We start from the raw sequence: 21,030 nt of genomic DNA, 5'->3' as shown, positions 1-21,030 counted from the left end.
GGCCCCGCCGTTGCCGAAGAACCCGGCGTCGCCGCCCACCCCGCCGACGCCGTCGATACCGTCGATGCCGGCCCCGCCGTCGCCGAAGAGGAACCCGCCGTCACCGGCGTCACCGAACCAGCCCAATTGCCCGAACAGGCTGGTGTTGACGCCGTCGAAGCCGTCGATGCCGTCCCCGATCAGGTCGCGGCCGAACAGGGTGACGAACGGCGCGTTGAGCAGGCCGACGCTGAGTTCGCCGAACGGGCTGGCGATCCATTCCTGCAGCCCGCCGTGCAATGGAGCGTAGATGGCCTGATTCACCCAGTCGGCCATGTCGAAGGACCGGCCCGGTCCCGGCCACGCCAGCACCGCGTCGATGGCGTCGGAGAAGAATTTGTTGGTGGCCGGATCCAGCTGCTCGGTGAAGGCCTGGACCAGCGCCATCAGGCTGCCCAGGTCGTACCCGTCAGCTGCGCTGCCCGGGACCGCCATCGGCTCGGCGATGTCGATCATCCAGTCCCAGTCCGCCTGCGCGGGCGGGGTGGCCAGCAGCGGGTTGAGCCCGAGCATCAGGGCGCCCGCCGCGGCAGCGGTGATCCGCCCGGGGGAGATGGTCCGGCGGCCGGTGCCACTGCCTCGGCTGAGTGTCCGCATGGCTCTACCTATCTCCCTAAGTGAGAACTAACAGTCTGCGCTTAGGGAACTGTAAGCCACTAATGCGCCCAGTGGAACTCCACCGGGCTGGCCGCTACCAGACGTAGGGCAGCAGGCGGTAGCGGACTCGTCCGGTGTACTCGCGGTATCCGCTGAGCTCCTGGGTCAGCAACTGCTCTTCGTCGAGGATCCGCAGCACCAGCAGGGCCATGCCCGGCACCAGCAGCACCAGCCCCCAGTAGGAGCCGAGCGCCAGTGGGGTGCCGAGCATCAAGAGGACATTCCCGGTGTACATCGGGTGCCGCACCAACCCGTACAGGCCGGTCGAGACCAGGGTCTGCCCCGGCTCGACGGTGACATTGGCGGCCGCGTAACCGTTCTGGATGATCACCACCATGGCCAGACCCAGTCCGGTCGCCACCAGTACGTCGCCGAGCAGGCAGACCGTCGTCGGCACCGTCGACAAGCCGAGTCGGTGATCCAACGCGCTGAGCACGAACAGGGCCGGAAAGCAGATGAAGAGGGCGGTGATGACGATCCGTTGCAGCGTCCGCGTCTCCGCCAGCGGCCCGACACGCATCCGCCGATCCAGCGCGGCCGGGTTGGTGCGCATCAGATAGACCACGGGAATCCAGGTAGACCCCGCGAACACCGCGAGGAAGACCCAGGCCTGCCAGTAGTGCAGTGTCCCGGCCGGCACGAAGAGCAGCGCCCCGAAGGAGATCAGGCCCAATGACGCTGAAAGCAGGCCCTTGCCAACAGTTTTCATGGTGTCCTCCTCACGTCGTCAGGTCTCTGCGGCGGAAAGCCCAGCCGCCCAGAGTGATCAGCCCGGTGTTGACGGCCAACAGCGTCACCAGCGGGATGACGCTGAAACCGCCGTCGACTGGTGAGCCCACCAGAGGGATATGGGCGAACGGTTCGAGGTTGAGCACCCACTGCGGCACGCCGGACAGCGTGCCCAGCAGATACAGCGCGACGAACCCGATCAGCACCGCCCATGCGGCCGGCGCGAACCTCGGGACGAGCCCGAACAACGCGACCGCCACCCCAGCCGGGAGCCACACCGCCGGCAGCTGTACCGCGGCGCTGCCCACCACCGCCGGCAACTGCCCGCCGACATCGTGGGCCGCGACCCCGTAGACGATTCCGGCCACCACACCGGCGGCCAGCATCGCGATCGCCGATCCGGCCAGCGCGATCACGAGATGGCTGGCCAGCCAACGATTTCGCGACAGCGATCCGGCGAGCAGGGTCTCGGCGCGCGCGGCCGCCTCCTCCTGGTGCAGCCGCAACACCAGCGACACCGCGAAGGCGGCGGCGATCATGCCCAACATGGTGAACGCGACCGCCACAAATGCGCGCTCCAGCGCCGCGGTACCCCCCAGCTGGACGACCATGTCGCGGGCGCTGTCGCTGCCCAGCTCGTCACCGACGCCGTGCACCACGCTGCCGACCAACAGTCCGTAGAGCAGCAGCGCGGTCGTCCACAGCAGCAGCGACCCGCGGTCGAGCCGCCACGCCAATCCAAAGGCGCCGGCCAACGTCGGTGCCGCCCGGCGCGGGCCCGGACGCTCGGCCAGCAGGCCGGCGCCGACATCCCGGGCGGCGGCGAGCCGATAGGCCAGCGCGGTGAGCACGGCCATCGTCGCCAGATGCAGCAGCAGCACCCACCAGCGCTCACCCGCGTACGGACGGACCTGCAGAGACCAGCCGAGCGGTGACAGCCACGAGCACGTGCCGGAACCGGCGTCGCCCACGGCCCGCAGTGTGAACGCGGCAGCCAGCACGCCGAACGCCGCACCGCGGGCGAACCGAGCGCTGGGGGACAGCTGTGCGGCCACAGCGGCCACGGCGGTGAATACCAGCCCGGAGCAGGCCAGCGCCGCCCCGAACGCCCACGATCCGGCAGCCGGCACGTCGGTGGTGAGCAGGCCGGCGGCCCCGATGAGTCCGGTGGCCACCGATGCCCCGGCCGCCAGCAGCAGCGCTCCGGTAAGTCCGGCGTGGCGGCCCACCGCGGTCGAGTCGATCAGCTCGGTGCGGCCGGTCTCCTCGTCGGCGCGGGTGTGCCGGATGACGGTCAGGATCACCGCCACCGCGATGAGCAGGTGGAAGATTCCGGCCTTCCAGATGCCCACCGCGCCGAGGCTGTCGTTGTAGACCGGGCCGTACATCGCGCGCTGGGCCGGGCTGGCCATGATCATCGTGGCCAGGTTGGTGCGGTCGGCCGCGGTGGGATAGACCGCCTCGATGCTGGCGATGTAGACGCTGGCCAGCGGCAGGGACAGCAGCAGCACCCAGAGCGGCAGCACGACGCGGTCGCGGCGCAGACAGAGCCGAAGCATCCCGAGCGTGCCGGTGAAGTCGGATCCCCGGCGGTATCGCGGGGAGGCCGGCCGGGCGGCGGCGGTGCTCGTGCCGGTCATGCCCGGGCCGTGTCGTAGTGACGCAGGAACAGTTCTTCCAGCGTCGGCGGTCGGCTGGTGAGGCTGCGGACACCGGCGGCGCCCAGGACGGCGATGAGCTGTCCGAGGCTGGCGCTTTCGACCTGCGCATGCAGCACCGTGCCGTGGTAGCGCACGTCCCCGACCCCGGGGATGCGGGTGAGGTCCCCCGGATCGCGCATGAGGTCGGCCTGGATCGAGGTCCGGCGCAGATGCCGCAGCGAATCCAGTGAGCCGCTTTCGACGACGCGCCCGGCGCGGATGATGGTCACCCGCTGGCACAGCGCCTCGGTCTCGGCCAGGATGTGGCTGGACAGCAGGACGGTGGCGCCGCGTCGGCTCGCCTCGGCGACACACTGCTGGAATACGTTCTCCATCAACGGATCCAGTCCGCTGCTGGGCTCGTCCAGCACGAGTAGCCGGGCGTGCGACGAGAACGCGGAGATCAGGGACACCTTCTGGCGGTTGCCTTTTGAGTAGGTCCGCGCCTTCTTACTCGGATCCAAGTCGAAGCGCTCGATCAACTCATCGCGGCGCAGTTCGTCGATCCCACCGCGCATCCGGGCCAGCAGGTCGATGATCTCGCCGCCGGTCAGTGACGGCCACAGGGTGACATCGCCGGGTACATAGGCGATCTCGCGATGCAACTCGACGGCATCGGTCCAGGGGTCGCCGCCGAGCAGCCGCACGGTTCCTCGGTCCGCTCTGACCAGTCCCAGCAGGACGCGGATCGTGGTCGATTTGCCGGCGCCGTTGGGTCCCAGGAAGCCGTGGACCTCACCACCGAGCACGGTCAGATCCAGCCCGTCCAGCGCCTTGACCTGACCGAAAGACTTCTCGAGTCCGCGGATTTCAATTGCCGGCCAACGGTTGTCAGGTCGCATCTGTTCCCCCTTGCTCGGCCTCCAGGAAGGCCTCGTACATGGTGCGGTCAGCCATCAGGCCCTCGGTGTAGATCTCGAGTGAGGGCAGGACCATCTCGCCGGCGTAGTCGCGCAGCACGGCACGCAGATCCGTTGGGGTCTCGTGCATCTGCAGGTACAGCAGGAAGGCGCCCCCGCCGGTGATGGCCACGTAGCGGGCCCGGGCTTTGGGGTCGCGGCTGGGTTTGAGGATGCCGGTGCGCACACCCTCTTCGAGGTAGCTCTCGGCGTTGTCGATCATCCTGCGGAACAGCGTGTTCGCCAGCTCGCCACCGGTTTGCATGGTGCGGACCAGGTAGGCCATCAGCGGCGCATAGGACTCGATTTCGGCCATCTGCGCGAACCAGGTCGCCGGGTCGGCGGATCGCATCGCTTCGGATTTTCCGGTGCGGATCTCCTCGGCGACGAAGTCGTCGCAGGCTTTGCGCAGTCCTTCTTTGGATCCGAAGTGGTGGATCACCAGCGCGGCGCTGACCCCGGCGGCTTCGGCGATGGACCGGACACTCACACCGAACCCGTTCCGCCCGAACTGCTCGATGGCCGCGTCACGGATTTTCGCGGCTGCAGTCAGATCAGCTGAACGCATGTTCAATACGCTAAACACGCGTTCAGTCAGGTGTCAAGACATTGCCCGAGTGTGTGCTTTTGCTACGCGCAAACGCTTGTCGTGTGCAAAAACCGCACACTCGGCGGAGAAAAACTAGTCGCGGACGGCTGCCAGCAGACCGTCGCCCAAGGGGATCAGCGCCGGCGTCAGTCGCTCGTCCTCGGCGATCAGCCGGGCTGCTTCGCGCACTGCCACCACCTCTGCGTCGTTGGCCGCCGGGTCTCCCGCCCGACCGCCCAGCGCCGCCCGGTGCACCACCACCACCCCGCCGGAACGCAGCAACCGCACGGCCTCCAGCACGTAGCAGGGCTGGTCGACCGGGTCCGCGTCGACGAAGACCAGGTCGTAGGAGTCATCGGCGAGGCGGGTCAGCACCTCCTGGGCGCGGCCGCTGATGAACCGGGTCCGCGACGGTCCGATACCGGCGTCGCCGAACGCCTGTTTAGCGGTGCGCTGGTGCTCGGGCTCGATGTCGATCGTGGTCAGAACACCGTCCTCGCCCATCCCTGAGAGCAGCCAGAGTCCGCTGACGCCGGCGCCGGTGCCGACCTCGACCACCGCCTTGCCGCCGCTGAGTTTGGTCAGCAGGCTCAGCAACGCGCCCACTGCCGCGCTGACCGCCCCGACCCCGATCTCGCCGGCGCGGTCGCGGGCGGCCGCCAGGACCGCGTCCTCGGACATCGAGCCCTCGGCGTGCGCCAAAAGGGCGTCCGCCCGGCTGCGCGGCGCCGCGGGAGTGTCGTCGGTGCTGGCCATGTGCGCAGCGTAGGACAAACCCCGCGATGCCCGCGCACCGGCGCGCCCGCCCGACACGCCCGGGGCAGAGCCCGTGTCCGAACCGTTACCAAGCTCCATAACCGCAGTGCGCGGCCCATTCGAACACAGGTTCACAGTCGTCCTTCAGTGGCAGCACAGAGCTGGCACACGGCGATACGCAACGGTATCGGCATGGAACGAGGTAGGAACCGGCCTCGAGACGCTCGGAATACGAGGGGCCCGTCGCGCGTTGACCGCGATAACGCGCTGCCGTCACCTGACGGTGGCCCCGATACGGAGGACCTCGCCATAACCACATTGCTGCCCCCGGTCGTCATGTCGCACCCGACCACCCATTCGGACCGCTACCGGGACACCGACTGGGTCGAACCGTCCGAGGAGCCGCAGGGGACGGCGGTGTTCGACGCCACCGGTGACGTGGCCGCCATGCCGTCCTGGGACGAGCTGGTGCGCCAGCACGCCGACCGGGTGTACCGGCTGGCCTACCGGTTGTCCGGAAATCAGCAGGACGCCGAGGACTTGACCCAGGAGACCTTCATCCGGGTGTTCCGCTCGGTGCACAACTACCAGCCCGGGACCTTCGAGGGGTGGCTGCACCGCATCACCACCAACCTGTTCCTGGACATGGTGCGCAGGCGGGGCCGCGTCCGGATGGAGGCGCTGCCGGAGGACTACGACCGGGTCCCGGCCGACGAGCCCGACCCCGAGCAGATCTACCACGACGCGCGGTTGGACCCCGACCTGCAGGCGGCGCTGGACTCGCTGGCGCCGGAGTTCCGGGCCGCCGTGGTGTTGTGCGACATCGAAGGTCTCTCCTATGAAGAGGTCGGAGCCACCCTCGGGGTGAAGCTGGGCACCGTGCGCAGCCGCATCCACCGCGGCCGCCAGGCGCTGCGCGACTATCTCGCCGACCGCTCCGGTCAGCGTGACGGCGCAGCATTCGGCGGCGTCGCAGCCGGCTGAGCCTGTCGGGTTTCCACGTCCGCGGGCGGTATCGCGCTACATTCTTATTGGGCCTTTATTGAGCCTGACTGAGTTCTGACGAGGGTGTGCGATCGGAGAGGAGTCCGGTGTGACGGACCGGGGCCGAGTCTTCCGCCGCGCATTCTCCTGGTTGCCCTCGCAGTTCGCGTCGCAAAGTGACGCGCCGGTCGGCGGCCCGCGTCAGTTCGGGTCCACCGAGCACCTCTGCAGTGAGGCGATCGCGGCCTACGTCGACGGCGAGTTGCGGATGAACGCCCACCTGCGCGCCGCTCACCACCTGTCACTGTGTCCGGACTGCGCGGCCGAGGTGGAATATCAGGGCCGGGCTCGCTCGGCCCTGCGGGACTCCCATCCGATCCGGATCCCCTCCGCCCTGCTGGGCCTGCTGGCCCAGATCCCCGACTGCCCGTCCGACTGTCCCCCCGATGAGCCGACGACGCCGATGCCGGCCCAGTTCGCCGACGGCAAGCCGCAAGATCGCCGTAAACGTCGGTAAGGTGGACGTGATGCGGCGTCAGCTCTGGAGTAGTGCTGTGCTTGTGGCGCCTGGAAGCGACCCAGGGGTGGACCCGGAAGAGGAATAGGTGAGCTCCAACAACGAGAACGCCGGCGGCAACCGCTTGGCGCCGCGGCCCGTCTACCGGCCCCCCGTGGACAATGCGTCCAAGAAGGCATTCGGTCGGCCCGACGGCGTGCCCGGATCTTTCATCCCGGCCGACGTCCGGCCCAAGAAATACCGTGACCAGGGCGAGTACACGCCCCGCGACCTGCCGCCCGACCCGGTGCTCAAGGAGGCGTTCGGCCGTCCCTACGGCACCGGTCCCTCGTTGCAGCGCCATCCCGCCGACGCCGGAGCGCTGGCCCGCAACGGCAAGCCGGGCGAGCTCGAGGACACCGACGACCCGTGGCGTGACCCCGCCGCGGGCGCCGCACTGGGTGCGCCCGCCGTAGTCCGCCCGGCGCCGCGGGCGCCCGGCGAGGTGGGCGGTCGGCTCGGTGTGCGCGACGTGCTGTTCGGCGATCGGATCTCCTACCGCGCCCTGGGCACGCTGGCCGCGATCGCGCTGGCGATCGGCATGGTCGGCGGCTGGGTCGGACGCACCACCGCTCAGGTTGTCGAGGCCTTCACCACCTCCAAGGTCACCCTGTCCACCAAGGGCAACGCCGAGGAGCCGGCCGGGCGGTTCGCCAAGGTCGCCGATGCCGTCGCCAATTCCGTGGTGACCATCGAGTCCGTCAGCGACGACCAGGGCATGCAGGGCTCCGGCGTGGTCATCGACGGCAAGGGCTACATCGTCACCAACAACCACGTCATCTCCGAAGCCGCCAACAACCCCAGCAAGTTCAAGACCACCGTGGTGTTCAACGACGGCAAAGAGGTGTTGGCCAACCTGGTGGGGCGTGACCCGAAGACCGACCTGGCCGTGCTCAAGGTCGACAACGTCGACAACCTGTCGGTGGCCCGCCTCGGCGACTCCGACAAGGTGCGGGTCGGCGATGAGGTGATCGCGGCGGGCGCTCCGCTGGGCCTGCGCAGCACCGTCACCCACGGCATCATCAGCGCCGTGCACCGGCCGGTGCCGCTGTCCGGCGAGGACTCCGACACCGACACCGTCATCGACGCCGTCCAGACCGACGCCTCGATCAACCACGGCAACTCCGGCGGCCCGCTGATCGACATGGACTCCCAGGTGGTGGGCATCAACACCGCCGGAAAGTCGTTGTCCGACAGCGCCAGCGGGCTGGGATTCGCGATCCCGGTCAACGAGATGAAGACGGTTGCCGAAGCGCTGATCAAAGACGGCAAGATCGTGCATCCCTCGCTGGGCGTGAGCGCGAGGTCGGTCAGCAACGCCATCGCGTCCGGCGCACAGATCGCCAACGTCAAGGTGGGCAGCCCCGCGGAGAAGGGCGGCATGCTGGAGAACGACGTGGTGGTCAAGATCGGTGACCGCACCGTCGCCGACGCCAACGAATTCGTGGTGGCGGTGCGCAATCTGGCCATCGGGAAGGAAGCGCCCGTCGAGGTGGTCCGCGACGGACGCCACGTGACGCTGACGGTGACCCCCACCCCCGACGGCTAGATGTTCGCGAACGTCGGCTGGGGCGAGATGCTCGTCCTCGTGGTGATCGGGTTGGTGGTCCTGGGACCGGAGCGGCTCCCAGGGGCGATCCGGTGGACCGCGGGCGCGTTGCGCCAGGCTCGCGACTACGTCACCAACGCCACCGACCAGCTGCGCGACGAGATCGGTCCGGAGTTCGACGATCTGCGCGCACCGCTGAGTGAATTGCAGAAGCTGCGGGGGATGACGCCGCGGGCCGCGCTGACCAGGCATCTGCTCGACGGGGACGATTCGTTGTTCGCGGCGGTCAGTTCACTGACCGAGGACCCCCGCCTGATGGCGCCCGCGCCGGCGGTGGCTCCCAAGTTCGTGCCGGGCGGACCCGCGCCCTTCGACGCCGACGCGACCTGACCGCGGGAGTCCGTGGCTTGTTTCAGCGCTTGCCGCCGGTGTCCAGGCTCAGCGACATCCCGACCAGCCCGCGCCCGCGGGTGGCCAGCTGATCGGCGACCCGGCGCAGCTCCTTGCCGGCAGCGGAGTCCGGGGAGAGCACCACGGGGGCCCCGGAGTCCCCGCCGGTCACCATCTCGCCGTCGATCGGCACCTGACCCAGCAGTGGAACCTCCCGGCCCATCGCCCGGGTCAGCCGCTCGGCGACCCGTTCGCCGCCGCCCTCACCGAACAGGTGCATGGTGGACCCGTCGGGCATGGCCAGTCCGGCCATGTTCTCCACCACACCGACTACCTGCTGGCGGGTCTGCAGGGCGATCGCCCCGGCGCGCTCGGCCACCTCGGCGGCCGCCTGCTGCGGGGTGGTCACCACCAGGATCTCGGCCGGTGGCACCAGCTGGGCCACCGAGATCGCGATATCACCGGTGCCCGGCGGCAGGTCGAGCAGCAGCACATCCAGGTCGCCCCAGTAGACGTCGGCCAGGAACTGCTGCAACGCCCGATGCAGCATCGGGCCCCGCCACACCACCGGCGTGTTGCCCTTGGTGAACATCGCGATCGAGATCACCTTCACGCCGTATCCGATCGGCGGCAGGATCATCGAGTCGAGCTGGGTCGGCAGCGCCGTGACGCCCATCATCCGCGGCACGGAGTGGCCGTAGATGTCGGCGTCGAGCACCCCGACCGACATGCCGCGTTCGGCCAGCGCGACCGCGAGGTTGACCGTCACGCTGGACTTGCCCACCCCGCCCTTGCCGGAGGCGATCGCGTACACCTTGGTCAGCGAGCCCGGCTGGGCGAACGGTATGACCGGTTCCCGGGTGTCGCCGCGCAGCTGCTTACGCAACTCGGCGCGCTGCTCGTCGCTGAACACGTCCAGGCTGACCTTGACCGGCCCGGTGCCGGGCACGTCGTTGATCGCGGTGGTCACCATGTTGGTGATCTCGGCTTTCATCGGACAGCCGGCGATCGTCAGGTAGATCGTGACGTGCACGGCATGATCGGCATCGATCTCGATGCTCTTGACCATGCCCAGATCGGTGATCGGACGCCGAATGTCGGGGTCGAGCACGGTGCCCAACGCTGCATAGATCGCGTCGTGCAGGGCTGCGGTGTCATCGGGAGTCTCGGACATCGCCACCGAGTCTAGTGGGGCGGGGCCCCCGATTGTGATCTCGCCTCAGGCAGGTGGAGCGGGCTGCGGCCCGACCGGCGGCGCGGTTGGGGCCGGCTGGGGCGGCAGGCCGGCCGGTTCCTCCGGGGGAGCCATCGGCGCGGGCGGAACGGCGTAGGCCGGCATCGGCGCGGGCGGAGCTTCGGGGGGACCGAACGGGGCCGGTGCGGAGCCGAACGGGGCCTGCGGAGGAGCGAACGGGTCCGGTGCGACGGCGTCGGGCGCCGCCGACGGGGTCGCCGCGGCCTGCGGCTCCAGGCAGATCATCCGGCAGGCCGCCGAGGGACGCGGGAGCTGCTGTTGCTGGGTGGTGGTCATCCACGGCGGGACCCAGGGCATGTTGGTCAGCTGAGTGTCCATGCCTGACTGTCCCAGGTCGATCAGTGAGGATCCCGCGGTGTGATCGACCGGAGAAATGCCGTGCATACTCAGCGATTCCGGCCCGAGGCCTTCCGGTTGTTCCAGGTGCTCCAGGCGCCGGTCTGCGATCCCCGGTGCCGGACCCACGATCGGCGGCAGGTCCACCGGCGCCACGCCGGTGGCGTAGGCCGCCGCCCAGCCCATCACGTTCTCCGCGTAGGCCATCGAGTTGTTGTAGCGCAGGATCGCGGTCAGGACATGATTCTGTTCGCGCAGGTTGAGCCCGCCGCTGCACAGGTACCGCGCCGCGGCCAACGTCGCGTCGTAGACGTTCTGCGGGTCCGCCCGGCCGTCGCCGTCGCCGTCAGCCGCGTAGCGCGCCCAGGTTCCGGGAAGGAACTGCATCGGTCCCATGGCGCGGGCGTAGACGACCCGCCCGGGGGCGCTGCTCTGCACGATGACTTCGTTTCCGGGCAGCGAACCGTCCAGCGAAGGCCCGTAGATGGGCTGCAGCACGGTGCCGTGCACGTCGGTGGCCCCGCCGTTGGCGTGACTGGACTCGATACGGCCGATCCCGGCCAGCAGGTTCCAGCTGATCCCGCATTCCGGGGCGGCGACCGCCATCTGTTGTTCGGCGTTGCGGTAGGCCGCCAGCGCCGTCTTGGGAATCCCCAGGGTGCCCGGCGCGTAGACGACGGCAGCCGGCGGCGCTGACAGCGCGCCCGCGGCCACGTGCAGGTTGGCCTGCTTGCGCTGTACCGCGACCACCGACGGGCCCGACGAGCGGCCGGAGGAGGACGTGTTGACCGAAGCCGCCAGCGGGGTCACCGCGGCGTTACGCAGCGGCAGCGAGGTCGACGGGGACCGCGGCGTGGCGCCCACAGCCCCGGCGAACACCAGCGGCGTGATGAAGGTCAGGCCGAACGCAGGACGCAGGGCAGCCCGGGCCGCACGCCGCCATTTGGCTGCGCGGGACAGGTGCTCCGTTGCGCCGCCCCCTGTAGGCACTCGACCGCCCCCATGTTCGCTGTGATGAAACCGTCTGGGCTTCGTGAACTACGTCACCATACCCAACACCGGTGCTGCTGGTGACGGTTATCCGGTCCGCGCCCCCTGTCAGGTCGGCCGGGGCGCCGGCTCGCCGGCGGTGGCTTCGGGCTCCGGCCGGAGGGCTTCGAGCAGTTCCCGAACCCTCTCCAGCTCGTGGTGTAGGTAGTCGCGGGTGGCCACTTCGCCGACCGCCAACCGCAACGACGCCAGTTCTCGGGCCAGGTACTCGGTGTCGGCCTTGGTCTGCGCGGCACGTCGACGGTCCTCGTCCAGGCTGACCCGGTCGCGGTTCTCCTGCCGGTTCTGGGCCAGCAGGATCAGCGGCGCGGCGTAGGCGGCCTGGGTGGAAAAGGCCAGGTTGAGCAGGATGAACGGGTACGGGTCCCAGCGGAACCGGACCGCGTAGATGTTCAGCACGATCCAGGCCACCACCACCAGGGTCTGGATGGCCAGGTAGCGCCCGGTGCCGAAGAACCGCGCCACCGACTCGGTGAACCGGCCCAGAGCGTCGGGGTCCATCCGCAGGCCGGGCAGCCGGGAGGTGCGCGGCGTGGAGAGCCGCTGCGATGACGAGCGGTCGGTCACGATGGCCTCCCGGCGAGTTTCGGCCCCAGATCCGGCTCGGGGGTTTCGCGCCAATCATGCGGCAGCAGGTGGTCCAGCACGTCGTCGACCGTCACCGCGCCCAGCAGGTGATTCTGTTCGTCGAGCACCGGCCCGCAGACCAGGTTGTAGGCGGCGAAGTAACGGGTCAGCTCGGCCAGCGACACCTCCGGGTTCAGCGCCGGCAGGTCAGAGTCGACGATCCCGCCGATGAGTTCGGCCGGCGGCACCCGCAACAGCCGCTGCAGGGGGACGCAGCCCAGGTAATGGCCGGTCGGGGTGGCGGTGGGGGCGCGGGTGACGAAGACCAGCGACGACAGTGCCGGAGTGAGATCCGGGTCGCGCACCCGGGCCAGCGCCTCGGCGACCGAGGTGTCGGCGGTCAGCACCACCGGGTTGGAGGTCATCAACCCGCCCGCGGTGTCGGGGGAGTGCTCCAGCAGGCGGCGCACCGGATCGGAGTCGTCGGGGTCCATCCGCGCCAGCAGCGCCTCGGCCTCGGTGGGGCTCATCACGCCCAGCAGGTCGGCGGCGTCGTCGGGGTCCATCTCCTCCAGCACGTCGGCGGCGCGTTCGGTGCCCAGCTGGGCCAGCACGACGGCCTGACGCTCCTCCGGCAGCTCCTGCAGGATGTCGGCCAGCCGGGCGTTGTCCAGCGCGTTGATCACCTCGTAGCGGCGCTTGGGCGGCAGCTCGCGGATGGCGTCGGCGACCTCGATCGGCCGCCAGCCCTCGAACTGCTGCAGCAGCTGGGCCACGCCCTGCCCGGGCATTGCCAGCGCGGACGGGGTCAGGCCCTGCACGTTGTGCCAGTCCACGATGTGTACGGCGGCGCGCCGGCCCAGCCGCCGGGAGTGCCGCACCGCGATCCGTGTCACCAGCCAGTCGCGAGTGCGGCTCTGCTCGATGGCCAGATCGGTGATCGCCACGTCGACGCCGGCCAGTTCCGGCAGTTCCGGGTCGGTGACCCGGACCTTGGTGTCGAGGACCTGCCCCAGCGCCAGTACCTCACCGGGCCGCTGGTTGAACTTGCTCAGTGACACGGTGCCGGTACTGAGGGTGACCGCATTGGGCTCGATCGCCGAGACTCGCAGAATCGGTACGAAGATGCGTCTGCGGGTGGGCAATTCGACGACGAGTCCCAGGACACGCGGCTGCTGACGCACGATGCTGAGACTGAGCACGATGTCGCGAACCCGACCGACGGATTCGCCGAACGGGCCCAGCACCAGCATCCGCGCGAGCCGTGCTGCGTAAACCCTGTTGCTCGACGCCATGGTTGAAAGGGTAGGAGTGTTTAGGTGACCAACGCATATCGCCCCCGCCGTACTTGCCTGTCGGTACCCGGCAGCAGCCAGAAGATGATCGACAAAGCCAAGGGCCTGCCCGCCGACGAGGTCTTCCTCGACTTGGAGGACGCCGTTGCCCCGGCCGCCAAGGAGCAGGCGCGGGCCCTGGTGGCTCAAGCGCTCACCGCACCGGACTGGACGGCGCCGCTGCTGGGGGTGCGGGTCAACGACTGGACCACGCCGTGGACCCACGCCGACCTCATCGAGGTCGTCTCGGCCGTCGGCGCCGCCAATAGCCGGCTGGACGTCGTGGTGCTGCCCAAGGTGTCCGACGCCTCGCACGTGCAGGCGCTCGACCTGCTGCTCACCCAGCTGGAGACCGTCCACGGGCTGCCGGTCGGGCAGATCGGCATCGACGCCCAGATCGAGGACGCCCGCGGGTTGACCAACATCAACGCGATCGCCGCCGCACCCCGGGTGCAGGCGCTGGTGCTGGGTCCGGCCGACCTGATGGCCAGCCTCAACACCCGCACCCTGGAGGTCGGTGAGCAACCCGAGGGATACACCGAGGGCGACGCCTATCACCACGTGCTGATGACCATCCTGGTGGCGGCGCGCGCCCACGGGGTCGCGGCCGTCGACGGGCCGTATCTGAAGGTGCGTGACGTCGAGGCGTTCCGCCGGGTGGCGGGCCGTTCGGCCGCGCTGGGATTTGACGGCAAATGGGTGCTGCACCCGGACCAGATCGCGGCGGGCAACCAGATCTTCAGTCCGCGCCAGTCCGAGTACGACCACGCCGAGCTGATCCTGGAGGCCTACGCCTGGCACACCTCGCAGGCCGGCGGTGCCCGCGGCGCGGTGATGCTCGGCGACGAGATGCTCGACGAGGCCAGCCGCAAGATGGCATTGGTGGTGGCGGGCAAGGGACGGGCGGCCGGGATGCGCCGTGAGGCACCGCCGTTCACACCGCCGTCGGGTTAGCGGCTGGTTTCGGCTGAGACCGAACGGTGTCGGGGTTGGGCCGCGTCCCCGGACTGACCCATAGTGTCAGTTGCCCGCCTTTGCGCGACAACCGCGTCCAGTGGCGGTCGCTTGCGCAGGTTGTCGCTCAAAGGCGGGCAAAAGCAACATCGTCCACCGGCCGCGACGGCGGGCTAGCGTCCTCGGCTGGGCCGGCTCAGTGCAGGGCGATCATCGCGAGGATGAACGAGAGCATCACGGCGGCACCACCGATCGCGGTACCGGCCACCGCGATGCCGTGACCGGCCTCACCGGTTGACTTGATCTGGTTCAGTGCGATGACGCCCAGAATGGTGCCGGCCAACGCCAGCGGCCAGAACACTAGGCCGAGCAGCGCCAGGATCAGCGACGTGACCGCCAACACGTTGGTCTTCTGGGCCTGGCCCGGGTTGAAATAGCTGCCCGGATACGGCGTGCCGTAGCCCGCGGGTGGATAACCGGGTGGTGTGCCGTAGCCGGGTGCGGGGTAACCGGGTCCGGGTGGGGCGCCGAGGCTCGGGTGCTCGGCTGGCACACCGGAGCCGGGCGGGGGATAGCCACCGGGCGGTGGGGGCGGTGGATAACCGCCTGCCGGAGGCGGCGGCGGGAAACCGGCGGGCGGGAAGCCGGGCGGCGGGTAGCCGGGCGCCGGCGGGTAGGGCTCGAAGCCCGACGGGTACGGCCAGCCGCCCTGATCGGGCGAGGGTGCACCCGGGTCGGACCAGGGCCGGTCGGCATTGCCTCGTGGATTCTCGCCAGAATCCCCGCCGGGAGCTGTCATGCTGTTCAACCTAGCCGATGCGCCGCGGCCGGCTTGTCGTCCGACAGCCGCTTCCCCGGAGCGAGGAGAGAGAAATCCCATGACCAGCCCCTTCCAGCCCGGACAGACCCCCGATCCACTTGGCGCCGCTGCCGCGCCCGGGCGCCGTGATGTGGCCCGGCTGCCCACCCCGCCCAAAGGCTGGCCGATCGGGTCGTACCCCACCTACGCCGAGGCGCAGCGCGCTGTGGACTATCTGTCCGACCAGCAGTTCCCGGTGCACCAGGTGACGATCGTCGGCGTCGACCTGATGCAGGTCGAGCGGGTCACCGGCCGCCTCACCTGGCCGAAGGTGATCGGCGGCGGCGTGCTGACCGGAGCCTGGCTGGGTCTGTTCATCGGGCTGGTGCTGGGCATCTTCAGCGCCAACCCGACCCAGGCACTGGTGACGGGTCTGATCGCCGGGGTGTTCTTCGGGTTGATCACGTCCTCGGTTCCGTACGCGATGGCCCGCGGCACAAGGGATTTCAGCTCGACCATGCAACTGGTTGCGGGTCGCTACGACGTGCTTTGTGACCCGCAGAGCGCCGAGCAGGGCCGCGACCTGTTGGCGAAGCTGACGCTCTGACGCGCGTTGTTGCACAGCGCGGGTTGCTCGCCTTACCGTCGTGGCACGAAACGGCGACGGGAGGCGGGTGGCGTGGCGAGTCGGCGCGGTCGCGTACGGCGACTGGGCGCGGCTGCCTGCGCAGCACTGACCGTCGCCTCGGCGGGGTCGGCCTGCGGCGCTGCCGAGCAGGCCGGCGGCGGCCCGGTGATCAGCGTGTACACCCCGGCCAACGACACCGCGACGTTCCGGACCCTGGCCCGGCGGTGCACCGAACAAGCCGGCGGCAGGTACCGGGTACAGCAGTTCAGCCTGCCGCGCGCCGCCGACGACCAGCGCCTGCAGCTGGCCCGTCGGCTCACCGGCAACGACCGCAGCCTGGACGTGATGGGCCTGGATGTGGTGTGGACCGCGGAGTTCGCCGAAGCGGGGTGGGCGCTGCCGCTCTCCGATGACCCGGCCGGCAAAGCCGAAGCCGACGCCGTCGCCGACACCCTGCCGGGCCCGCTGGCGACCGCCCGCTGGCGACAGCGACTCTATGCCGCCCCGGTCGTCACCAACACGCAATTGCTCTGGTACCGAACGGATCTGGTGGGGACCGCGCCGTCCACCTGGGAGGGCATGGTCCTCGAGGCCGCACGACTGCACTCGGCAGACGAACCGAGCTGGATCGCGGTGCAGGCCAAGCAATATGAGGGTCTGGTGGTGTGGTTCAACACCCTGCTGGAAAGCGCCGGGGGCCGGGTGCTAGACGACGACGGCAAGACCGTCACCCTCACCGACACCGCTGAGCACCGGGCCGCCACCATCGCCGCACTGCGGACCATGAAGGCGGTGGCGATCGCTCCCGGGGCGGATCCGTCGATCACCCAGAGCGACGAGGGCACCGCCCGGCTGGCGTTCGAGCAGGGCAGGGCGGCACTGGAGGTCAACTGGCCCTTCGTGTTGCCGTCCATGCTGGAGAACGCGGTCAAAGGCGGGGTGGGATTCCTTCCGCTGCAGGACCGTCCGGACCTGGCCGGCAGCGTCGACGGCGTCGGCTCGTTTGCGCCCAGCGACGAGCAGTACCGCATCGCGTATGAGGCCAGCCGCAAGGTGCTCGGCTTCGCGCCGTATCCGGCGGTGTTGCCGGACCATCCGGCCAAAGTGACCCTCGGCGGGCTGAACCTGGCGGTGGCCAGGACCACCCGGCACCGTGCGGAGGCGTTCGAAGCGGTCCGCTGCCTGCGCAACGCGGCGAACCAGAAGTACGTCGCGATCGAGGGCGGCCTGCCCGCGGTGCGCGCGTCGGTCTACACTGACCCGCAGTTTCAGGAGAAATACCCGCAGCACAATGTAATTCGCCAACAACTCACCAACGCCGCGGTACGCCCGGTTACCCCGGTCTACCAGGCGGTGTCGACCCGGATATCGGCAACGCTGGCGCCCATCACCGCCATCGACCCGCAGCGCACCGCCGATGAGCTCACCGTGCAGGTGCAAAAGGCGATCGACGGCAAGGGGCTGATCCCGTGAGCCGCGCACCATGAGCCGCGCCGATGACGTCCGCTCGCAGCGGCGGCTGGCCGTGGTGCTCGTCGCCCCGGCGGTGATCCTGATGCTGGCGGTGACGGCCTATCCGATCGGCTACGCGATCTGGCTGAGCCTGCTGCGCTACAACCTCGCCACGCCGGAGGACACCGCGTTCGTCGGCCTGGCCAACTATCAGACCACCCTGACCGACTCCTACTGGTGGACCGCGTTCGCGGTGACACTCGGCATCACCGTGGTCTCGGTGGCGATCGAATTCGTGCTCGGCCTGGCGCTGGCGCTGGTGATGCACCGCAGCCTGTTCGCCAAGGGAATGGTGCGCACCGCGGTGCTGGTGCCCTACGGCATCGTCACGGTGGCGGCCGCCTACAGCTGGTACTACGCCTGGACGCCGGGCACCGGCTACCTGGCGAATCTGCTGCCCGCCGGCAGTGCGCCGTTGACCCAGCAGCTGCCGTCGCTGGGGATCGTGGTGGCCGCCGAGGTGTGGAAGACCACGCCGTTCATGGCGCTGTTGCTGCTGGCCGGGCTGGCGCTGGTTCCCGAGGACCTGCTCAAGGCGGCTCAGGTTGACGGCGCCGGCCCCTGGCGTCGGCTGATCACCGTCATCCTGCCGATGATGAAGCCGGCCATCCTGGTGGCGTTGCTGTTCCGAACGCTCGACGCGTTCCGGATCTTCGACAACATCTACGTGCTCACGGGCGGCTCCAACAGCACCGGTTCGGTGTCGATCCTGGGATACGACAACCTGTTCAACGGCTTCAACGTGGGCCTGGGCTCGGCGATCTCGGTGCTGATCTTCGTCTGCGTGGCGCTGATCGCCTGGGTGTTCGTCAAGGTGTTCGGTGCGGCGGCACCGGGATCGGGCCAGAAGTGACCGACCTTCGCCGCCGCACCCTCTGGCTGATCATCGACCTGGCCGTGGTGGTCTATGCGCTGGTCCCGGTGCTGTGGATCTTCTCGCTGTCGCTTAAGCCGACGTCAACGGTCAAGGACGGCAAGCTGATTCCGTCGTCGGTCACCCTGGATAACTATCGCGGTATCTTCGCCGGTGACGTGTTCGGTTCGGCGCTGATCAACTCGGTGGGCATCGGACTGATCACCACGGTGATAGCGGTGGTGATCGGCGCGATGGCCGCCTACGCGGTGGCGCGCCTGGACTTCCCCGGCAAACGGCTGCTGGTCGGGTCGGCTCTGCTGATCGCGATGTTTCCCCAGATATCTTTGGTGACACCGATTTTCAACATCGAACGGGCTACCGGGCTGTTCGACACCTGGCCGGGGCTGATCATTCCCTACATCACCTTCGCGTTGCCGTTGGCCATCTACACGCTTTCCGCGTTCTTCTCCGAGATCCCGTGGGACCTGGAGAAGGCCGCCAAGATGGACGGCGCCACCCCCGGCCAGGCGTTCCGCAAGGTGATCGCGCCGCTGGCGGCGCCGGGAATCGTCACCGCGGCGATCCTGGTCTTCATCTTCGCCTGGAACGACCTGCTGCTGGCGTTGTCGCTGACAGCGACCAAAGCCTCGGTCACCGCGCCGGTGGCGATCGCGAACTTCACCGGCAGTTCGCAGTTCGAGGAACCGACCGGCTCCATCGCCGCGGGCGCGATGGTGATCACCGTGCCGATCATCATCTTTGTTCTAATCTTCCAACGACGGATCGTGGCGGGTCTGACCTCCGGCGCGGTGAAGGGATAGGCCGATGGCAGAGATCGAACTCCTCCACATCACCAAGAGCTACCCCGACGGGGCGGTGGCGGTGAAGGATCTGTCGCTGACGATCGCCGACGGCGAGTTCATCATTCTGGTGGGACCGTCCGGCTGCGGAAAATCCACCACGCTGAACATGATCGCCGGTCTGGAGGAGATCTCCTCGGGGGAGCTGCGCATCGGTGGCGAACGCGTCAACGAGCGCGCGCCCAAGGACCGCGATATCGCGATGGTGTTCCAGTCCTACGCTCTCTACCCGCATATGACGGTGCGGCAGAACATCGCGTTCCCGCTGACCCTGGCCAAGATGAAGAAGCCGCAGATCGCCGACAAGGTGGCCGAGGTCGCCAAAATCCTTGACCTGACCGCACTTCTGGATCGCAAGCCGTCGCAGCTGTCCGGCGGGCAGCGTCAACGGGTCGCCATGGGGCGGGCGATCGTGCGGCACCCCAAGGCATTTCTGATGGATGAGCCGCTGTCGAATCTGGATGCCAAGCTGCGGGTGCAGATGCGCAGCGAGATCGCCCGGCTGCAGCGACGGCTGGGCGCCACCACCGTCTACGTCACGCACGACCAGACCGAGGCGATGACACTCGGCGACCGGGTGGTGGTCATGCATGGCGGCATCGCGCAGCAGATCGGCACCCCCGACGAGCTTTACGAACGGCCGGCCAATCTGTTCGTCGCCGGTTTCGTCGGCTCCCCGGCGATGAACTTCTTCCCGGGCACGCTGACCCCGACCGGCGCGCGCCTGACCTTCGGCGAGGTCCCGCTGGCCGCCGAGGTCCGTGCGGTGATCGGGAAGCATCCCGCGCCACAGGGCGGGGAGGTTGTCATCGGGGTGCGCCCCGAGCATCTCGGCGACGCCGGGCTGCTCGACGCCGCGGCTCCCGACGCAGCCGGGCGCAGCCGGGCGGTCACCTTCACGGCCCGGGTCGACCTCGTCGAATCGCTGGGCGCCGACAAGTACCTGTACTTCACCCCGAACGACGCCGCGGACGCGCCGGCCGAGAACGAGCTGGTGGCGCGGGTTCCCGCCGCGTCGAAGGCGGCCGGCGGGCAGCCGATCGAGCTGGCGCTGGACCCCGGCAAAGTGGTGGTGTTCGACGCGAAGACCGGGGTGAATCTGACCGTGCCGCCTCCGCAGTGATGAGTGACGATCTGGACCGGGTGCGCGAACACCTGCGCAAACACTTCGCCGCGGCGGGCATCACGGCCGAGCCCGCGGCCGCGCGCGTGACGTTCCTGGGTGTCGAGCCCATGGAGGTGCTGCGATTCGGCCCCGGCCCCGACCGGATGGTGCACTACGTCTCGGTGGGTTGTTCGCGCCACCCGATGGGCGACCCCGGCGAGTTCGTCGCCGATCCGGTACACGGGCCCCGTGCAGAGGTCGTTGTGCGCCTGCGCGTTTCGGGTTCTGATGCCGGGCTGGCCCGCAGCATTGCCACGGTGGCGGCCGCGCCGGCGGTGGAGGGGGTGGTGTTGGCGCCCGACGCGCTGATCGACCTCGGCGCGCCGCTGTGGTCGGGGCAGACCGGTCCGGCGCCGTTCACCGCGGTGCTGCTGGGCGAGGGCGACATCGCCGAGTTGGCGTCTGCGCCGCCGCGGGAGCCGGTGCGGTTCTTATCGGCCACCCCGATCACCGCGACCGAGGCCGCCTGGGTACGGCTCAAGGGAGCCGACGCCATGCGGGAGGCCTGGCGGGCCGACGGCGTGGACGTCTTCGATCCCACCCGCTAGCCCTTTCCCGCGAGCGTGCGTGTTTGCACGCCGACACGCCGACTTGCCCGTACCACTGTGAACGCTCGCGCCGGCGGGCGCTGACGGCAGCCGGCACCGGCACACCCGAACACGCCACTGACGCCGTCGTCGCCGTCTTCCTGGACGGCAGACGTGAACTCAGTTCCGAGCGTCAGTTCTGAAGCGCGCCACCACCCCACACTGTGAGCGTGCGTTGTTGTACGGCATCGCACGGCGTGTCGTGTGCAAACACTCAGTGTCACTGTCGACGGTGCCGCGTTGCGGTGGTTGGGTTCTTCTCACCTGGTGCCTGGCTCT

The 21,030-nt window shown here is 69.2% G+C and carries 21 protein-coding genes and 1 pseudogene; 11 read left to right on the top strand and 11 right to left on the bottom strand.

Going from position 1 to position 21,030, the window contains the following annotated elements; all coding sequences use genetic code 11:
* The 6 genes and pseudogenes from AWC16_RS17775 to AWC16_RS17750 form a co-directional block, all read right to left on the bottom strand.
* Positions 1–636 (bottom strand): annotated as a pseudogene (locus AWC16_RS17775) (hypothetical protein); the annotation flags it as partial.
* Positions 637–730: 94 nt separating this feature from the next.
* Positions 731–1,405, bottom strand: a complete 675-nt coding sequence (locus AWC16_RS17770) for a methyltransferase family protein (protein ID WP_085266073.1) — start codon at positions 1,403–1,405, stop codon at positions 731–733.
* Between the two features lie 10 nt (positions 1,406–1,415).
* The gene (locus AWC16_RS17765; RefSeq protein ID WP_207572353.1) at positions 1,416–3,065 is read right to left on the bottom strand and encodes an ABC transporter permease; all 1,650 of its coding nucleotides are present in this window, start codon (positions 3,063–3,065) and stop codon (positions 1,416–1,418) included.
* Entirely contained in the window at positions 3,062–3,967 is a 906-nt protein-coding gene (locus AWC16_RS17760; RefSeq protein WP_085266072.1) for an ABC transporter ATP-binding protein, read from the bottom strand. The genes AWC16_RS17765 and AWC16_RS17760 overlap by 4 nt, the downstream gene beginning before the upstream one ends.
* On the bottom strand, positions 3,957–4,592 hold the full coding sequence (locus AWC16_RS17755) for a TetR/AcrR family transcriptional regulator (protein WP_085266071.1): 636 nt from the start codon (positions 4,590–4,592) through the stop codon (positions 3,957–3,959). Before AWC16_RS17755 ends, AWC16_RS17760 begins: the two co-directional genes overlap by 11 nt.
* Positions 4,593–4,706: 114 nt before the next feature.
* Entirely contained in the window at positions 4,707–5,369 is a 663-nt protein-coding gene (locus AWC16_RS17750; protein ID WP_085266070.1) for an O-methyltransferase, read from the bottom strand.
* A 192-nt stretch (positions 5,370–5,561) separates the two neighbouring features.
* Here AWC16_RS17750 and sigE point away from each other — a divergent pair, with 192 nt between their 5' ends.
* From sigE to tatB, 4 genes are all read left to right on the top strand, one after another.
* Positions 5,562–6,353 carry an RNA polymerase sigma factor SigE gene (gene sigE / locus AWC16_RS17745; RefSeq protein ID WP_085266074.1) on the top strand — a complete coding sequence of 264 codons (792 nt, stop codon included), beginning with the start codon at positions 5,562–5,564 and terminating at the stop codon, positions 6,351–6,353.
* A gap of 109 nt (positions 6,354–6,462) precedes the next feature.
* A complete protein-coding gene (gene rseA / locus AWC16_RS17740; RefSeq protein WP_085266069.1) occupies positions 6,463–6,870 on the top strand; it encodes an anti-sigma E factor RseA in 408 nt (135 codons plus the stop codon).
* 88 nt (positions 6,871–6,958) lie between these two features.
* Entirely contained in the window at positions 6,959–8,458 is a 1,500-nt protein-coding gene (gene htrA, locus AWC16_RS17735) for a serine protease HtrA (protein WP_085266068.1), read from the top strand.
* Positions 8,459–8,848 carry a Sec-independent protein translocase protein TatB gene (gene tatB, locus AWC16_RS17730; RefSeq protein WP_085266067.1) on the top strand — a complete coding sequence of 130 codons (390 nt, stop codon included), beginning with the start codon at positions 8,459–8,461 and terminating at the stop codon, positions 8,846–8,848.
* A gap of 22 nt (positions 8,849–8,870) precedes the next feature.
* Here tatB and AWC16_RS17725 read toward each other — a convergent pair whose 3' ends face one another.
* The 4 genes from AWC16_RS17725 to AWC16_RS17710 all read right to left on the bottom strand — a co-directional run bounded on the left by AWC16_RS17725 (position 8,871) and on the right by AWC16_RS17710 (position 13,351).
* On the bottom strand, positions 8,871–10,022 hold the full coding sequence (locus tag AWC16_RS17725) for an Mrp/NBP35 family ATP-binding protein (RefSeq protein ID WP_085266066.1): 1,152 nt from the start codon (positions 10,020–10,022) through the stop codon (positions 8,871–8,873).
* 45 nt (positions 10,023–10,067) lie between these two features.
* Positions 10,068–11,429: a lytic transglycosylase domain-containing protein gene (locus tag AWC16_RS17720; RefSeq protein WP_085266065.1), complete on the bottom strand. Its 1,362-nt coding sequence runs from the start codon at positions 11,427–11,429 to the stop codon at positions 10,068–10,070.
* A gap of 108 nt (positions 11,430–11,537) precedes the next feature.
* The gene (locus AWC16_RS17715) at positions 11,538–12,056 is read right to left on the bottom strand and encodes a DUF1003 domain-containing protein (RefSeq protein ID WP_085266064.1); all 519 of its coding nucleotides are present in this window, start codon (positions 12,054–12,056) and stop codon (positions 11,538–11,540) included.
* Positions 12,053–13,351 (bottom strand): magnesium transporter MgtE N-terminal domain-containing protein, encoded by a 1,299-nt coding sequence (locus tag AWC16_RS17710; protein ID WP_085266063.1) that lies wholly within the window; start codon positions 13,349–13,351, stop codon positions 12,053–12,055. The genes AWC16_RS17715 and AWC16_RS17710 overlap by 4 nt, the downstream gene beginning before the upstream one ends.
* A 24-nt stretch (positions 13,352–13,375) precedes the next feature.
* On the opposite strand from AWC16_RS17710, the gene AWC16_RS17705 reads away from it, so the two are divergent.
* A complete protein-coding gene (locus AWC16_RS17705) occupies positions 13,376–14,344 on the top strand; it encodes an HpcH/HpaI aldolase/citrate lyase family protein (RefSeq protein ID WP_085266062.1) in 969 nt (322 codons plus the stop codon).
* Positions 14,345–14,540: 196 nt separating this feature from the next.
* Here the strand turns inward: AWC16_RS17705 and AWC16_RS17700 are convergent, their stop codons facing one another.
* On the bottom strand, positions 14,541–15,143 hold the full coding sequence (locus AWC16_RS17700) for a DUF4190 domain-containing protein (protein WP_234812329.1): 603 nt from the start codon (positions 15,141–15,143) through the stop codon (positions 14,541–14,543).
* Between the two features lie 79 nt (positions 15,144–15,222).
* On the opposite strand from AWC16_RS17700, the gene AWC16_RS17695 reads away from it, so the two are divergent.
* The 6 genes from AWC16_RS17695 (at position 15,223) to AWC16_RS17670 (ending at position 20,712) form a co-directional block, all read left to right on the top strand.
* Positions 15,223–15,750: a YflT domain-containing protein gene (locus AWC16_RS17695; RefSeq protein ID WP_085266060.1), complete on the top strand. Its 528-nt coding sequence runs from the start codon at positions 15,223–15,225 to the stop codon at positions 15,748–15,750.
* Positions 15,751–15,822: 72 nt separating this feature from the next.
* On the top strand, positions 15,823–17,244 hold the full coding sequence (locus AWC16_RS17690) for an ABC transporter substrate-binding protein (RefSeq protein WP_085266059.1): 1,422 nt from the start codon (positions 15,823–15,825) through the stop codon (positions 17,242–17,244).
* Positions 17,245–17,254: 10 nt separating this feature from the next.
* Positions 17,255–18,136 (top strand): carbohydrate ABC transporter permease, encoded by an 882-nt coding sequence (locus AWC16_RS17685; protein WP_085266058.1) that lies wholly within the window; start codon positions 17,255–17,257, stop codon positions 18,134–18,136.
* Entirely contained in the window at positions 18,133–18,960 is an 828-nt protein-coding gene (locus tag AWC16_RS17680; RefSeq protein ID WP_085266057.1) for a carbohydrate ABC transporter permease, read from the top strand. Before AWC16_RS17685 ends, AWC16_RS17680 begins: the two co-directional genes overlap by 4 nt.
* Positions 18,961–18,964: 4 nt before the next feature.
* Positions 18,965–20,122: an ABC transporter ATP-binding protein gene (locus tag AWC16_RS17675; RefSeq protein WP_085266056.1), complete on the top strand. Its 1,158-nt coding sequence runs from the start codon at positions 18,965–18,967 to the stop codon at positions 20,120–20,122.
* Positions 20,122–20,712 carry a suppressor of fused domain protein gene (locus AWC16_RS17670; protein ID WP_085266055.1) on the top strand — a complete coding sequence of 197 codons (591 nt, stop codon included), beginning with the start codon at positions 20,122–20,124 and terminating at the stop codon, positions 20,710–20,712. The genes AWC16_RS17675 and AWC16_RS17670 overlap by 1 nt, the downstream gene beginning before the upstream one ends.
* Positions 20,713–21,030 lie beyond the last annotated feature (318 nt).

It is taken from the genome of Mycolicibacter longobardus (genome assembly GCF_002102265.1).
Lineage (GTDB): Bacteria > Actinomycetota > Actinomycetes > Mycobacteriales > Mycobacteriaceae > Mycobacterium > Mycobacterium longobardum.
The sequence above is the reverse complement of the archived record's forward strand: the minus strand, read 5'-3'. Positions and strand labels throughout refer to the sequence as shown.